The organism is Streptococcus parasanguinis, assembly GCF_031582885.1.
GTDB classification, from domain to species: domain Bacteria; phylum Bacillota; class Bacilli; order Lactobacillales; family Streptococcaceae; genus Streptococcus; species Streptococcus parasanguinis_M.
In genome coordinates this window covers 764272-780514 of sequence record NZ_CP133988.1, presented here as the reverse complement: position 1 = coordinate 780514, position 16243 = coordinate 764272, and the positions used below count along the sequence as shown (strand labels likewise).

The window sequence follows — 16243 nt, the reverse complement described above, 5'->3', positions numbered from 1 at the left end:
CGGGTTTGCTGGTTTTCGTTTCATTCACAAAGGAGAATTAACATGACAACTGCTAAAGAATATATCCAAAGCACCTTCGAAACTGTAAAAGCTCGTAACGGCCATGAAGCTGAATTCCTTCAAGCTGTTGAAGAGTTCCTCAGCACTTTGGAACCTGTATTCGAAAAACACCCTGAATACATCGAAGAAAACATTTTAGCTCGTATTACAGAACCTGAACGCGTGATTTCCTTCCGTGTTCCTTGGGTTGACTGTAAAGGAAACATCCAAGTAAACCGTGGATACCGTGTTCAATTCAACTCTGCTGTAGGTCCATACAAAGGTGGTCTTCGTTTCCATCCAACTGTTAACCAAGGGATCTTGAAATTCCTCGGATTCGAACAAATCTTCAAAAACGTCTTGACTGGTCTTCCTATCGGCGGTGGTAAAGGTGGATCTGACTTCGATCCTAAAGGAAAAACTGACGCTGAAGTGATGCGTTTCTGCCAAAGCTTCATGACTGAATTGCAAAAGCACATCGGTCCTTCTCTTGATGTCCCAGCTGGTGATATCGGGGTTGGTGGACGTGAAATCGGATACCTTTACGGTCAATACAAACGCCTTCGCCAATTCGATGCTGGTGTCTTGACTGGTAAACCTCTTGGTTTTGGTGGTAGCTTGATCCGTCCAGAAGCAACTGGCTATGGTTTGGTTTACTACACTGAAGAAATGCTCAAAGCCAACGGCGACAGCTTTGCTGGTAAGAAAGTCGTGATCTCAGGTTCTGGTAACGTTGCCCAATACGCTCTTCAAAAAGCTACTGAACTTGGTGCAACTGTCATCTCTGTATCTGATTCAAACGGTTACGTGATCGACGAGAACGGTATTGACTTCGACCTTCTTACAGATGTTAAAGAAAAACGTCGTGCTCGTTTGACTGAATACGCTGCTGAAAAACCAACTGCTACATACTACGAAGGTTCTGTATGGACTTACGCTGGTAACTATGACATCGCTCTTCCATGTGCAACTCAAAATGAAATCGATGGCGATGCTGCTAAACGTTTGGTTGCTCAAGGTGTGAAAGTTGTCTCTGAAGGAGCAAACATGCCAAGTAACATCGATGCCATCAACGTATACAAAGAAAATGGTATTCTTTACGGACCTGCTAAAGCAGCCAATGCTGGTGGGGTTGCTGTATCTGCTCTTGAAATGAGCCAAAACAGCCAACGTCTTTCATGGACACGCGAAGAAGTGGACGGACGTTTGAAAGACATCATGACCAACATCTTCAACACTGCTAAAACAACTGCAGAAACTTACGGTCTTGGTAAAGATTACCTTGCAGGTGCCAACATCGCTGCCTTTGAAAATGTCGCAAATGCGATGATTGCACAAGGTCTTGTATAATCAATCGATATTTTTCTTTGAGACCTTCGGGTCAAAGCCTCTCAACTCCTGAAACCAGTATGTTTCAGGAGTTTTTTTGTAGCTACAGACCTCTGTCAAGACACCCCGTCCCAAGTGAGGAAAGCCATTTTTTAGATAAGGGACTCGACTGTTTCTAGTGGGGAGATTTGAACCCTCTCTTTTTCTGTATCTTTTTCTAAAAAAATTTTATTTTTTTTACTTTACCCCCTTGCATTTTTAATAAATTAGTATTAAACTATAGCAAAAGGAGGTGTGCTTATGTTTCTTTTAGCTCAAGAAAAATCAGATACGATCGAATTCCTTAAGTCTGAATTGGTCCAATTACTCTCCAATATGCGACAAGAAATCGCAGCTAGCCGTCAATCACAGACAGGTGCAGCTTGCCATCATATTGAATATTGCATGGACAAGATCCAAAGGGCAAAAAGTTCCGTAACCATTGCCCTCCCCATCGAATCCTTAAATCTTGAAATCACGACTATGTTGCGCCAGCAACTCATCGTCTTGCCACCAGAGGCTCGAAAAAATTGGGACCAGATTAAAAAGCTGGATTTCAAATACTGCCACTTAAAATAGACCAAAAAAGAGAGTGAGACAGAAATCGGTAATTCGTTAGAATTCGATTTCGTCGTCCCACCTCCGCACAGTTGAGTAGGGCTGTAAAAGCTGATGAAATCAGCGTAGTAGAGCCCACTCAACCACTGCGTCTTGCTCGACAATCCAAAAATAATTGAGAGGCTAGGACTTTTGCCCCAGCCTCTTTTTTGTGTTAAAAAATGTAAAAAATTGGTTCATAAATTAATTTATTCGATAGAATGATTCAATCGTCTACTTAAACTTTCCGCTGTGAGAAAAGTGCCTGAAACAATATCGTTTCAGGCACTCGGGAGTTTTGAGAGTAAAACAGTTCGGGGAACTGTTTTAGCCTGAGCCCAAAAATTGAAAAGCGAAGGGGTTCAAAACGAATTGAACACGGGCTGCGGATTGTGTCAAAAAGATAAGTCCTCCTAGAATCGAAAGATTCTGCGTCAAACTTCCTATTTTGACTTTATCCGCAGACGCCCTTTGTATCTTGGTTTAGTCATGGAACTTCTTCGAAGTTCGCTGACGTCCGTTCTCACCTAAGGAAAGTTTCTAAGAGGATCTTGTCTACATTCTAATTTCTGAGCTTTTCTTATTACATGATCCCGTTCTTTCCTGTCGGTAGGCTAATCCCTGCTTCCATCAAGGCATCATGGTAGAGTTTATAGTAGGTATGATAGACAGTCGTCTGGGTTCCATTTTGCGCAGTCATCGCGATGCGGAAGGAATAACGACCATTTTTTTCAATCTGTGGGCCTAAAATCGTAGGACCTGTCAACACTTCTGGGTGTTTGTCTTGTTCAGACTGATTGACCTGAGCAATCACCTGATAGATCTTGTCGAGATCGGTATTTGCATCTAGCGGAATATCGATTAGCACGCGCATATCGCCACGTGAGAGATTGCTGACGACGGTGATGTTGCGATTCGGAACAAAGTGGAGAGTCCCATCAAAGTCCCGCACCTGGGTCGTCCGAATCCCGACACTGCTGACGATGCCGGCAATATTAATAGACCCATTCGTGAGACGAACATTGTCTCCTACATCCAGCTGGCGTTCTAAAAGGATAAAGAAACCATTGACCAAATCAGAAAGAAAGCCCTGGGCTCCCATCCCAATCGCCACCCCAGCAATCCCAGCACCAGCCAAGAGACTAGAGACTGGAAGGCCCAGAATCGACAAAATCCAGTAGATCAAGATGAAATACAAACAATAGTTTAAGAGGCTCTCAACCAAACGGAGAATCGTATTTTTACGGGCTTCATCCTGCACCGTATACTTAAAGGATGGTGTTAATATCCGCTTAACCAGGCTATGGATGACCTTTTTAGCGATAAAAAATAAGAGAAAGACAAAAATCAGAGAGATACATTTTGATATCAGATCATCAAAAATCTTCGTCCAGTCTATTTTACTGAAATAACGTTGGAAAGCTTGACTCATTTATTCGGGCCTTTCTACCAAAGAATAGTATAATTATATCAAATATTCGGAAATAAGGCTATTTTTTGAAAATTTCATTGCTTTTCCCCCCTCACTATCGTATAATATTCCTTAATTATTTTTTAAGGAGGTCCTACATGATTCATCGATTGATTACAACTTGGAATAAAACCAACCTTATGAAAAGGATCGCAATCGGGATTGTACTTGGAGTCATCCTAGCACTTCTCTTTCCGAAAGCAATTGGCATTGGACTCCTAGGAGAGTTCTTTGTTGGGGGGCTCCGTGCGATCGCACCCCTTCTGGTCTTTGCGCTCGTCGCAAATGCCCTCTCCCAACACCAAAAAGGGACAGAGACCAATATGAAAAAGGTCATCGTCCTCTATCTCCTAGGAACCTTTGCAGCTGCCTTCGTCGCTGTTTTGGTCAATTACATCTTCCCGATCACCATTACCCTGACTGGAAAGGCCGCTGAAGGATCCTCTCCAAACGGGATTGGCGAAGTGATTAGTAACCTCTTGCTCAAGATCGTCGACAACCCAGTCAACGCCTTGCAGCAAGCCAACTACATTGGAATCCTTTCTTGGGCAACCGTCTTTGGGATTGCCATGAGAGAGGCGAGTGAACATAGTAAAGATCTCCTGCAAACCCTAGCAGACATCACTTCAAAAATCGTTGAGTGGATTATCAACCTAGCTCCATTTGGGATCTTAGGCTTGGTCTTCACGACCATCGCTGGCCAAGGACTCAGTGCCCTTAGTAACTACGGGATTCTCTTACTTGTTTTGGTTGGTACCATGGCTTTTGTAGCCCTGGTCATCAATCCATTGATCGTCTTTTTCATGATCCGCAAGAACCCTTATCCCCTAGTTTTTAAATGCCTCCGTGTCAGTGGGGTAACAGCCTTCTTCACTCGAAGTTCTGCAGCCAATATCCCTGTCAATATGCGTCTCTGTGAAGAGTTGGGGCTGAATCCGGACACCTATTCTGTCTCCATTCCACTTGGTTCAACTGTAAACATGGCAGGCGCAGCCGTGACGATCAATATTTTGACACTAGCTGCTGCCAATACCTTGCACATTCAGGTTGACTTTGGAACGGCGCTCATCCTGAGTGTGGTAGCGGCTATCTCTGCTTGTGGAGCATCTGGAGTTGCTGGAGGATCTCTCCTTCTCATCCCTGTTGCTTGTAGCCTCTTTGGTATCACCAATGATTTGGCCATGCAAGTCGTCAGCGTCGGCTTTATCATCGGGGTCATCCAAGACTCTTGCGAAACAGCCCTCAACTCTTCGACAGATGTGCTCTTCACTGCCATCGCCGAAATGAGCAGCTGGCCAAAAGAAAAACGCTATTAAATGAGCCTATCTCAAATAGACAAGAAAACCCAGACCTCGCGATCTGGGTTTTCTTATTTCTTAAAGTATTGTTTGCTTTCTTTGATGATGACAGGGGAGAGAGCTAAAAGAGCAATCAGGTTAGGCAAAGCCATCAGCCCATTCACAATATCCGCGATCACCCAGACCAAATCCAGCTTAAGGAAGCCTCCCAGTCCAACCATAAAGACAAAGAAGGTCCGATAGAGGTTGATATGTTTGACACCAAAAAGGAATTCGAAACACCGCTCTCCTTAATAAGACCATCCAAGAATAGTCGTGGTCGCAAAAAGCACCAAGCATAGCGTTAGAATGATGCCTCCGACTGGGCCAAAGACGCCTGTAAACGTATCCTGAGTCAAGGTACTCGTGCTGCCCTTAGCCATCCACTCACCTGAAACCAATAACGAAAGTCCTGTCAAACTACAGATGATAATGGTATCAATAAAGGTTCCTGTCATGGAGATCAAGCCCTGCTCGACTGGCTCATTGGTCTTCGCCGCTGCTGCTGCAATTGGTGCAGATCCGAGACCAGATTCATTGGAGAAAACTCCACGCGCCACCCCTTTTTGGATAGCCATTTTGACCGTTGCTCCTGCGAAACCTCCCATGGCTGCAGTCCCTGTAAAAGCACCCGAAAAGACCGATTTCAAGGCTGGAAGCAATTGGTCCAGATGCAAGGCAATGATCGTGACAGTCGCAAAGATATAGGCAGCAGCCATAAAAGGAACTACTTTTTCAGAGACTTTGGAAATCCAGTGAATCCCTCCAAAGATGATGGTTGAAACCACTAGCGCAATTACTACACTAGCCACTTCTGGAGCCGTTCCAAAACTGGCTTGAAGGGATCCCGTAATGGAATTAACCTGGGTCATGGTTCCGATCCCAAAGAGGGCTACCAACATTCCTGCAACCGCAAAGAAAATAGCCAGTGGTCGCCACTTCTCTCCCATCCCGTGAAGAATGTAGTACATCGGACCACCTGAGATATGACCGTTGTCATCCTTGGTCCGATAACGAATGGCTAAGAGCCCTTCTGCATACTTGGTCGCCATTCCAAAGAAGGCTGCCATCCACATCCAAAAGAGGGCACCTGGGCCACCTGTCTGAATCGCTGTAGCCACCCCCACAATATTCCCTGTTCCTACAGTAGCTGCTAGAGCTGTCGCAAGGGCTCCGAAGCTTGAGATATCCCCGTGTCCCTCATCTTCTGTAAAGATCAGGCGAAAAGCTTTTGGAAGGTAGCGTATCTGAAGCAAACCCAAGCGAAGGGTCAGGTAGATCCCTGTTCCTACCAAGAGCACCAACAGCGGGGCGCCCCACACTAGATTATCGAGCTGCTGAAAAAACTGCAATACATGATCCATTTTCTGTCTCCTTTTTCATCGACCGCTCGACAGAAAAGAGAAAAAGAAAGAGCACATGTCAAACATGTACTCTGGTCCTGCTTAAAATAGGGGCTTTCCCTATCTTTCGCTCTGTCCTTTTACCTGAGAGTTTGAGTAGATGCATGCTCTACCTTGCCCCTTCGGTGCCATTTCTGGTCTCTCCAGAGTTCCGTCCATTCACAGTCACTCGCGCTCCTGCAAACTTCATTCGGTCGTATGTAATTTTCTCTATTTTAATTGATTTTCAAAAGTTTGTCAATTGTTTCTGAAAACATCTTGTAAACTACCTGAAAATACACGGTTTTTAATCACTTAAGGAGAAGTGATTGGTCATGAGGTTGCTAGCATCGAGCAAAATCTTGTCCAAAAGTTGATCTGTCGCTTCCTGGATTTGATCACTCATGGCTTGGTTTTCCGCCTCAAAATCAACAGTGTCACCTGCTGCAAGTGCACGATCGACCTTATTGATGCGCGCATGTCCCCAAGCCATTGTCGTTTCTTGGTAATCATCCAAATCACCAACATGGTGAGCATAGTGAGGATCTGCTAGTCCTGCAATAATCCGGTTGGCCCAGTAGAAGGAATCCGTTGTTACCTTAGCCGTCGTATTGGCAAAGTAGTCTGGCGTTGTATCCACTTGGGTAAAGAAAGGAACAGCTGTATTATAAGGCATGGAGCCATAAGAAATCCATTGGATGCCTGTCGTTTCTTGTGGTTTATTGGGACGCAATTGCAGAATCGCTGTTTGGCTGGTCCGGTTAATCCCGATCGTCCGGAAGGTCCGCTGACTCACGTGATCTCCTTCAGGGCCATAAGGATCGTAGATGGTGTCTTGGTAGTGGTTGCTCAAGACATATTTGACATCTTCAATCGTTACCTTGCGATAAGGTTTTTGACACCAAGGAATCTCAAAGCTCCGTGGATCCTGCTCGATTTCAGGATTGAGGAAACGCTGGATGGCCCAAGCCCGCGGTGTATTGTAGTGACGGTCCTTGTCTTTTTGGCTACCAAAGGCATAGCGTGGATTAAAACCTTTCCCTTCTTGATCTAAAATCAAATGGTGCTCTGTGACAAAATGTTCAAGATCCGGGTCACAAAGAAACTCATCAGGATTGCCAAATTCAAAATAATCACTTCCCAGTTGGTTCGGGTTGGTCACATAGGCATCATCAGGGACACGGCGCGCCATCCAGTGGTGACCTCCGACGGTCTCCAACCACCAGATTTCATTCACATCTGAAATCGCAATCCCGTTAGACTCATAAGTTCCATACTCTTCTAAAATCTTCCCGAGACGCAAAACCCCTTCGCGGGCAGTCTTGACATAAGGCAAGACCAAGGTCAGCATGTCTTCCTCACCGATGCCACTCTCTACAAGAGGATCTGCCCCTAGCACACGGCTATTGGTCGTAATGGTCTCTGTCTCACTCATGGCTACATTATAGACATTGATCCCAGCTTCTCCCCAGATCCCGTCTTTAGGAATCGCATCTGGAACCGCTGTATAGCGAACTGGATTATCTGGCAAGTCAATTTCAAAAGTTGATAAAACCGACTTGTAATGACGTGGTTGATCTTCTGGTTTGACCACGATCAATTTCTTGGGCGTAAAAACACCATTTTGAGAATCCTCTGTTCGTGCTACAATGGTCGAACCATCATAGCTAGCATTTTTTCCGACTAGAATCGTTGTACACGAATCTGCACTTTCACGTTTACGCATGCGTATCCTCCCAAATCATTCATTGCCTCTATTATAGCACTTTTAAAAGGGAGGACCTACTGAAAATCAGATTTAAAAGTGAATCCTTTTCAACAACTTTCAAATATTTTCATTATGTAAGATTTTAAAAAAACTAGCTGTTTATCAGCTAGATTTAGATTGAAGAAAAAGTTATCTTAGAAACTTTCCTTAGGTGAGTACGGACGTCAGCGAACTCCGAAGAAGTTCCATGACTAAATTAAGATACAGAGGGCATCTGCGGATAAAGTCAAAATAGGAAGTTTGACGCAGAATCTTTCGATTCTAGGAGAACTTATCTTTTTGACACAATCCGCAGCCCTTGTTCAATTTGTATTGAGCCCCTTCGCTCTTTAATTTCTGTGCTCAGGCTAAAACAGTTTCCCAAACTGTTTTACTCTCAATAATTCCGAGTGCCTGAAACTGTATTGTTTCAGGCACTTTTCTCACGGCGGAAAGTTTCGGTATTTTCTTAATTCATTCTAAGAATTGGAACATATTTATATTTCTATGCAGAATTACTTAACTTATTTTTCTTTTAAAAAATTTAGTCTACATTCTAAACCCTAGCTAATGAAAAGCTAGGGCTTGACTTATCCTTTAAACGTAACAATGGTTGCGCCACTTCCACCTGCATTTTGGGGGGCGTATTCAAAACTTTTGACATGTTTGTTGCGGCGGAGGTACTTGGTCACCCCTTCACGGATAACTCCCGTCCCGATCCCGTGGATGATATCGACTTGGGCCATGTTGTTGAGCAGGGCCTGATCGATAAAGCCATCGAGCTCTTGCATAGCCTCTTCATAGCGTTTTCCACGGAGGTCCAGACGCGCTCTTGGCCCACTCGTGTTCGAACGTTTGACGACATTCACCTGGCGTTTCTTAGGTTGAGCCGCTTCTTTTTCAGCCTTGATGAGGTTGAATTCTTTTTCTTCCAAGGTCATCTTGATCAAGCCGACTTGCGCCTCCCAGCGGCCATCTTTGAGTTGCTTGACCAGGGTTCCGCGTTGGCCATAGCTGATAACCAAGATTTCATCACCTACCTTAGGAGCACGCGCCTTTTTAGCTTTTTTCAAGACCTTGTTTTTAGAAAGGTCAACGGTTTCAGGCGCTAGTTTTTTCAACTGAGCCTTGGCCTCAATGATCTCATGTGGTTTTAACTGGGATTTAGCGTGAAGCCCTTGAAGGATACGGTCACTCTCTGAGAGGGCCATGTCCACAATTTCCTTGGCCTCTTCTCTTGCCTTATTGAGCTCTGTTTCTCTCTCTCTGGTCAATTCGTTATAGAGCTTTCGAAGAGCGCGATTGAATTTGAGATTTTCTTGCTCGACCTCTTGAATGGTATCCAAGCGCTTGCGACTTTCTAAGGTCTGCGCCTCCAATTTTTCAATAATTTGATTGACATCATTATCCGTATTGGTCATCTTCATGGCATCCTGGATAATGGTCTCAGACAAGCCCAAACGGCGGGCAATTTCAAAGGCATTGGAGCGGCCAGGAACTCCTTGCATGAAGCGATAGGTCGGACGCAGACTCGCTGTATCAAATTCCATGCTGGCATTTTGCACTCCTGCAGTCTCAATCCCGTAGGCCTTGAGCTCTGGATAGTGGGTTGTCGCCATGGTCTTAATCCCGCGTAAGCGCAGGTCTTCTAGAATGGCAATAGCAAGGCCAGCCCCCTCTTGAGGATCGGTTCCAGCCCCCAACTCATCCAGAAGGATCAAGGAGGCGGTATCCACTTGATGTAAGATAGATACGATATTGGTCATATGACTGGAGAAGGTCGACAAGCTCTGCTCGATCGATTGTTCATCTCCAATATCTGCAAAGACCTGTGAGAAGATCCCCACACGACTACCTGGATCCGCTAGGATGGGAAGACCAGACTGGGCCATAATTTGCGCTAGTCCCAGCGTTTTTAGCATGATGGTTTTCCCCCCTGTATTGGGACCGGTAATCACAATTTCTGTCAAGTCCTCGGTAAAATGCAGGTCATTCGCGACGGCATTTTCAATCAAGGGATGACGCACTTGCAAGAGCTGAATAGAGCGATTGCTACTAACCTCTGGTACCACTGCCTTACAATCGCGCATAAAGCGATACTTGGCCTTGATCAAGTCCAAGTGACCGATAATCCAAGCGTTATTTGCAATCTCTGCTGCATGAGGGCGGAGGGTGTCAGACAATTCCTCCAGAATCTGAATGATTTCATAGCGTTCATCGGCTCGATGGTTGGCGATTTCTTCATTAAGATTGACCACTGCTCGAGGCTCGATATAAACGGTATTCCCGCTGGCTGAGATATCGTGGACCACCCCTGCAATCCGGTTGCGATAGGTGTTTTTTACTGGTAGAACATTGCGGCCATTCCGGCTAGCAATCACAGCATCCGCTAACATATCGGCCTTGCTTTTTAACAGGTCTTGTAGAATCTCTCTGACCTGGTGTTCATTTTCCTGGATTCGGCGACGAATTTTGGCCAATTTTTCACTGGCAAAAGATTCGACAAAGCCTCCTTCGTTGATAGCTTGAAGCCCACCTTGTAGGCGTGGTAAATCCACCAAGTTGTCAAAGAGGCGATTGAGCCTTTCCAGACGGACATTTTCCAAGTTGTCGTAGAAATCCTTGAGCTCATGTGTCACCCGAAGGACAGCTTTTAACGCTAGTAATTCATCAATATTGAGGGATGCCTCCATCTCCAAACGCTTGGCCACTGAACGGACATCTTGAATGGTCGATACTGCAAAGCGAGGCTCTTCCAAGAGGATCTGCTCCATATCTTCTAGCTCCATAAAGGCCGTTTCGATGCTTTCTTTTTTATCAGTTGGAGTAAGGGCTGCTAGCTCCATCTCCCCTTGTTCTGTCTGTAGATAAGGTTCAAAGAGTTGCTTGACCTTGTCAAACTCCAGAATATCTAAGATTTTTTTGTTCATATTTCTCCTACAAAAAAAGTGAGCGTCCTTCTTTGAATCGGACTTGTCTCACTCCTTTCTTCATTTTTGCTCCTTAAGCTCCGATAATCGCAGTCACCCACAAGTTGTGGAACAGACTGGAACTAATCGGGGTATGAAGGATGATAAAGCGGATCAATCCACTTGCATTGAGTCTATTTTGGATGGAAGCCATGGGAACCGTTGAAAGGACAGTCAAGCCCATCTGGATGACCAAGAGAGTTATCACGACGGCGATCACACCCGCTCCAATTTGATACTTGCGATCCTCCAGTTTTTCTGGCTGGGGTACCAAGTGCATAAAGATCCCAATCACACGACCAATCAGGTAGACCATCGCAAAAATCAACACATAAGCTAAACCTGCATAAAAGATGTCATCTAATTGAAATAGGTAGCGGTTGGCATAAAAATAATTCACCGATTGCTGGGTGGGACTCGAAAAAGGAACCCATAGAGACAACACCTTGGCCAGTCCCTTATAGCTGCCACCTGCAATCAAGAGGGCCACTAAGGTCACTAGAAAGTAATAAGACTGGAGGATAATCCCTCTTGCATAGCCAATATAAAAGCTCCATGCCAAAATCAATAAGATTAAGAAAGTTAACATGTATCTCCTCTTATTTGGATGATTTATCCTTTAAGTCGTCTAAAGCCTTGCGACGAAAATCATCTAATTCTTTTTCTTTGTCGTCAAACTCAATCTCGCGATTCAGTTGCATGGACAAACTGTTTACTGCCAATAAGATTGCGATGGTTTCATCATCTGCCTCTGGCATTTGTTCCTTAATTGCTTGGTATTTTTCTTTCGCAACACGTTCGACTTCTTCCATAAACAAATTATCATGGTTGGTTGTTAAAGTGAGCGCTTTGTTTCCAAATGTAAATTTATATCTATTTAAGCTCGCCATAAAAATCACCTCACGGTATTATACCAAAAAAGGCTAGCTTTGTCAGTAGCAAAGCCCCTCTTCACAGGGATTTTCCAGTGGATTCTTTCTTTCTTTTTGCTCCCTCTATCCCTGAATTTGTGGTACAATAGTGGTTATGGAAAGTATGACACTCACTCCAACACAGGAGCAAATCCTTGATTTTGTCCATACCTATCGCCGTTCTCTCTCTCAAAGCAAGAACCCTCATATGGATTATTTCTTTCGACTAGAGGGAGCGACCGTTTCGATCTACAAGTCTGGAAAAGTCTTGCTTCAAGGCAATGACCTTACTCCTTACCTGGCCTTTTTCGGGCAAGATGCTGGGAACCCTAAAGGTTCTACTACTTCATCTGCAGGACAAGATTTAGCCATGATCGGAACCGACGAGGTTGGAAACGGCTCTTATTTTGGTGGACTCACCGTCGTTGCATCCTTTGTCACACCTGACCAGCACGACTGGCTCAAAAAGCTCGGTGTTGGGGATTCAAAGACCTTGGATGATCGAAAAATTCAGCAATTGGCTCCTCTCCTTGAGGAAAACATCCAGCACCAAGCACTCTTATTGTCTCCAAAGAAGTACAATGAAGTCATTGCTTCTGGCTACAATGCTGTTTCGGTCAAAGTCGCTCTGCACAATCAGGCTATCTATCTTCTATTGAATAAAGGAATCCAAGCAGAACGAATTGTGATCGATGCCTTTACGACGGCTAAAAACTACCAAAAATACGTGAAAGCTGAAAAAAATCAGGTCACCCAAGCCATTGATTTGGAAGAAAAAGCAGAAGGTAAGTATTTAGCTGTTGCAGTTAGTTCCATCATCGCCCGCAATCTCTTCCTTCAAAATCTGGAAGATCTGGGCAAGGAACTGGGCTTTAATCTCCCTAGTGGAGCAGGGGCGAAGTCAGACCAAGTCGCTGCTAAATTGCTTCAGACCTACGGGATGAAGGCTCTGGATTATTGTGCCAAACTCCATTTTAAAAACACAGAAAAAGCAAAGAAATTACTAGAAAGATAAGTTATGTCAAAAAGAAGTTCAAAACAGTCATCTAGCTCACCAGTGGTGAGATTCCTTAAAGAATGGGGCCTCTTCAGCATCATCGTTGGTCTCATCATCGCCTCTCGCATCTACCTCTGGGCTCCGGTCAAGGTGGACGGCCATTCGATGGATCCTACCCTGGCTGATAGCGAGTACCTCCTTGTGGTCAACCACCTCTCAATTGATCGTTTCGACATTGTCGTTGCCAATGAGAAAGATGACGACGGCAAAACCAAGGACATCGTCAAACGGGTCATCGGTCTTCCTGGTGATACCATCCAATACGACAACGATACCCTTTACATCAATGGGAAAAAGACCAATGAGCCCTATTTGAAAGACTACATCGCTCGTTTCAAAAAAGATAAATTGCAATCAACCTACACTGGAAAAGGCTTCGAAGAAAATGGAGAACTCTTCCGCCAATTGGCCAATACAGCCCAAGCTTTTACAGTAGACAAGGATGGCAATCCTAAATTTACCTTGAAATTGCTCGACGATGAATACCTCCTACTTGGAGATGACCGGATCGTTTCAAAAGATAGCCGTCAAGTCGGAGCTTTCAAGAAAGAACAAATCAAAGGACAAGCCGTCTTTAGACTATGGCCGATCTACCCTTTCAAAACTTATTAGTATAGATTAACAGACTGAGGCTGAGACAAGTATGTCCCAGCCTCGCTTTATAAAAAGGAAAGAAATGATGGAATATTATTTTTCTGGTACTATTGAGCGCATTATTTTTGAAAATCCTAGCAGTTTTTTTCGAATCCTCTTACTCGACATTAGCGATACCGATGCCGAAGACTTTGATGATTTTGAGATTATTGTGACAGGAACCATGGCAGATATCATGGAAGGCGAAGACTACACCTTCTGGGGGGAGCTGGTCCATCATCCTAAATACGGAGAACAGCTCAAAATCAGTCGCTATGAACGTGCCAAACCCTCTAGCAAGGGCTTGGTGAAATATTTTTCCAGCGATCACTTCAAAGGAATTGGTCTCAAAACAGCCCAAAAGATCGTGGACCTCTATGGGGACGATACCATTGACAAAATTTTGAAGGCCCCTGAAAAATTAGAAGAAATCACAGGCCTCTCCAAGAAAAACCGCCTGGCTTTTGTAGAAAAACTCCGTCAGAATTACGGAACGGAGCGCATTCTCGCCCAACTAGCCAACTATGGCATTCCCAATAAATTGGCCTTTCAGATCCAGGATTTCTACAAGGAAGAAACCCTCCAGATCGTGGAGCAACAACCCTACCGATTGGTGGAAGATATCCAAGGCATGGGCTTTAAAATCGCGGACCAACTAGCCGAAGAATTGGGGATTGCAAGTGACGCCCCTGAGCGTTTCCGCGCGGGTCTGATCCACAGCCTTTTTAGCTACTCTATCGAGACTGGAAATACCTACATCGAAGCCAAGGACCTCCTGCGCTATACCATTGACCTGTTAGAATCAGCTCGGCCAGTAGAATTAGATCCTTCCACTGTCGCCCAAGAATTAGGACGCCTCATCGAGGAAGACAAGGTCCAAAACGTGGACACCAAGATCTTTGACAACAGCCTCTTCTTTGCGGAGGAGGGAATTCGTAGTCATATCGGTCGATTGTTGGAAAAAGGAAAGCAAGCTTCATTTGACTCTGATAAAATCAACCAGGCGATTGAGGCGGTTGAAAAAGATTTGGGGATTCGCTACGATGCGATTCAAAAAGAGGCGATTCACCAAGCTATCCAAAACAAGGTCTTTATCCTCACAGGGGGTCCTGGGACAGGAAAGACAACTGTTATCAATGGGATGATCAGCGTCTATGCCCAACTCCACCAGCTGGATCTTCGGAAGAAACAAGACCTGCCGATCCTCTTGGCTGCCCCAACGGGACGGGCAGCTAGGCGCATGAATGAGCTGACAGGACTTCCGAGCGCCACCATCCACCGGCATTTGGGGATGACGGGGGATGATGACACCAGTCACTTGGATGACTATTTAGACGCTGATTTTATTATTGTGGACGAGTTTTCCATGGTTGATACCTGGCTGGCTAATCAATTACTCAGCAACATCGCAACGGATACGAAACTCTTGATTGTGGGAGATGCCGACCAATTACCTTCCGTCAGCCCTGGTCAGGTCTTGGCTGATCTCTTGCAGATCCCAAGCATCCCTCAGACCAAACTGGAACATATTTTCCGACAGAGTGAAGACTCGACCATTGTCTCACTAGCAGGAGACATTCGCCAGGGTAAGCTTCCTCAAGATTTCACCGAACGAAAAGCCGACCGCTCTTATTTCGAAGCCGGAAGCGAACACATCCCTAAGATGATCGAACAAATCACTTCTGCTGCCCTTCGCAGTCAGATCCCTGCTCGAGATATCCAAGTCTTGGCACCCATGTACAAGGGCCAGGCCGGCATTGACAATATCAATACGCTCATGCAAGACCTTCTCAATCCAGCTGTCAAAGATCAGGTGGTTTTTGACACGCCAGACTGCCAATACCGCGATGGAGACAAGGTCATCCATCTGGTCAATGATGCAGAAAGCAATGTCTTTAATGGGGATATCGGCTACATCACCGATCTTCTCCCAGGAAAATATACAGAATCCAAGCAAGATGAATTGACCATCCAATTTGATGGTAATGAAATCGTCTATCCGCGCAATGAATGGTACAAGATTCGCTTAGCCTATGCGATGAGTATTCACAAATCGCAAGGGAGCGAATTTCCGGTAGTGATTTTACCCATTACCAATCAAAGCCACCGGATGTTGCAGCGCAATTTGATCTATACCGCCATCACGCGCTCTAAGAGCAAACTGATTCTCTTAGGAGAATACAGCGCCTTTGATTACGCCACTAAAAATACAGGCACAGCGCGCAAGACCTACTTGGTGGAGCGCTTCAAGGACCTAGATGGAGGCGAGGCAACCAAAACCTCATCTTCAGCCGTTGCCAACGCTTCTGCTACAGTCGAATCCGTACCAAGTAAGGAAGGGACTGTTGAAAGGAAGGCTGAAGCTGATGAACCGACTGTCTATCGACTGACAGAAGACAATCTCCACACCATCTCTCCTATGATCGGACTGACTGAAGAAGAGATTGCAGCCTTTTTTGACATCAAACAACCTAATTGATACCTCAAAAATTAAAATAATATATTTTTTAAGGCTCATTCAAATACAGCTGAAACTTTCCGCCGTGAGAAAAGTGCTAGAAACACTATGGTTTCTAGCACTCGGGAGTTTTGAAACTTTAGGTTCAAAACTAAGTCATGGAACTTCCTGGATTGCTGAAATCATCCACTGGATAATTTCACCTAACGTCCGTACTCACCTAAGGAAAGTTTCTAAGATGACTTTGTCATCAATCTTAGACGACTAGTGAACA

The 16243-nt window shown here is 44.9% G+C and carries 11 protein-coding genes, 1 pseudogene and 1 riboswitch; of the genes and pseudogenes, 6 read left to right on the top strand and 6 right to left on the bottom strand.

The window, feature by feature from the left end; genetic code table 11:
- Nucleotides 1-42 precede the first annotated feature (42 nt).
- Both gdhA and RDV49_RS03705 read left to right on the top strand, forming a co-directional pair.
- Nucleotides 43-1389, top strand: a complete 1347-nt coding sequence (gene gdhA / locus RDV49_RS03710) for an NADP-specific glutamate dehydrogenase (protein ID WP_003008780.1) — start codon at nt 43-45, stop codon at nt 1387-1389.
- Nucleotides 1390-1668: 279 nt separating this feature from the next.
- The gene (locus RDV49_RS03705) at nt 1669-1986 is read left to right on the top strand and encodes a hypothetical protein (RefSeq protein WP_129299442.1); all 318 of its coding nucleotides are present in this window, start codon (nt 1669-1671) and stop codon (nt 1984-1986) included.
- Between the two features lie 601 nt (nt 1987-2587).
- On the opposite strand, the gene RDV49_RS03700 is transcribed toward RDV49_RS03705, so the two are convergent.
- On the bottom strand, nt 2588-3436 hold the full coding sequence (locus RDV49_RS03700) for a mechanosensitive ion channel family protein (protein WP_003008782.1): 849 nt from the start codon (nt 3434-3436) through the stop codon (nt 2588-2590).
- A 137-nt stretch (nt 3437-3573) separates the two neighbouring features.
- Here RDV49_RS03700 and sstT point away from each other — a divergent pair, with 137 nt between their 5' ends.
- A complete protein-coding gene (gene sstT, locus RDV49_RS03695; RefSeq protein WP_003008784.1) occupies nt 3574-4791 on the top strand; it encodes a serine/threonine transporter SstT in 1218 nt (405 codons plus the stop codon).
- A gap of 53 nt (nt 4792-4844) precedes the next feature.
- On the opposite strand, the pseudogene RDV49_RS03690 reads toward sstT, so the two are convergent.
- From RDV49_RS03690 to RDV49_RS03670, 5 genes and pseudogenes are all read right to left on the bottom strand, one after another.
- Nucleotides 4845-6176: pseudogene (locus RDV49_RS03690) on the bottom strand (alanine/glycine:cation symporter family protein).
- A gap of 101 nt (nt 6177-6277) precedes the next feature.
- Nucleotides 6278-6372, bottom strand: a riboswitch (glycine riboswitch).
- Nucleotides 6373-6501: 129 nt separating this feature from the next.
- The gene (locus RDV49_RS03685) at nt 6502-7920 is read right to left on the bottom strand and encodes a C69 family dipeptidase (RefSeq protein ID WP_003008791.1); all 1419 of its coding nucleotides are present in this window, start codon (nt 7918-7920) and stop codon (nt 6502-6504) included.
- Nucleotides 7921-8531: 611 nt separating this feature from the next.
- Entirely contained in the window at nt 8532-10871 is a 2340-nt protein-coding gene (locus tag RDV49_RS03680) for an endonuclease MutS2 (protein WP_003008793.1), read from the bottom strand.
- Between the two features lie 73 nt (nt 10872-10944).
- On the bottom strand, nt 10945-11499 hold the full coding sequence (locus RDV49_RS03675; RefSeq protein ID WP_003008795.1) for a CvpA family protein: 555 nt from the start codon (nt 11497-11499) through the stop codon (nt 10945-10947).
- A 10-nt stretch (nt 11500-11509) separates the two neighbouring features.
- Nucleotides 11510-11800 carry a hypothetical protein gene (locus tag RDV49_RS03670; protein ID WP_003005477.1) on the bottom strand — a complete coding sequence of 97 codons (291 nt, stop codon included), beginning with the start codon at nt 11798-11800 and terminating at the stop codon, nt 11510-11512.
- A 136-nt stretch (nt 11801-11936) separates the two neighbouring features.
- On the opposite strand from RDV49_RS03670, the gene rnhC reads away from it, so the two are divergent.
- The 3 genes from rnhC (at nt 11937) to recD2 (ending at nt 15990) form a co-directional block, all read left to right on the top strand.
- Complete coding sequence (gene rnhC, locus RDV49_RS03665; RefSeq protein WP_003008798.1) at nt 11937-12836, top strand: ribonuclease HIII; 900 nt, start codon at nt 11937-11939, stop codon at nt 12834-12836.
- A gap of 3 nt (nt 12837-12839) precedes the next feature.
- Nucleotides 12840-13490 carry a signal peptidase I gene (gene lepB, locus RDV49_RS03660; protein ID WP_003008799.1) on the top strand — a complete coding sequence of 217 codons (651 nt, stop codon included), beginning with the start codon at nt 12840-12842 and terminating at the stop codon, nt 13488-13490.
- 67 nt (nt 13491-13557) lie between these two features.
- Nucleotides 13558-15990, top strand: coding sequence for an SF1B family DNA helicase RecD2 (gene recD2 / locus RDV49_RS03655; protein ID WP_037608100.1), 2433 nt, complete (start codon nt 13558-13560; stop codon nt 15988-15990).
- The last annotated feature ends 253 nt before the right edge of the window (nt 15991-16243 follow it).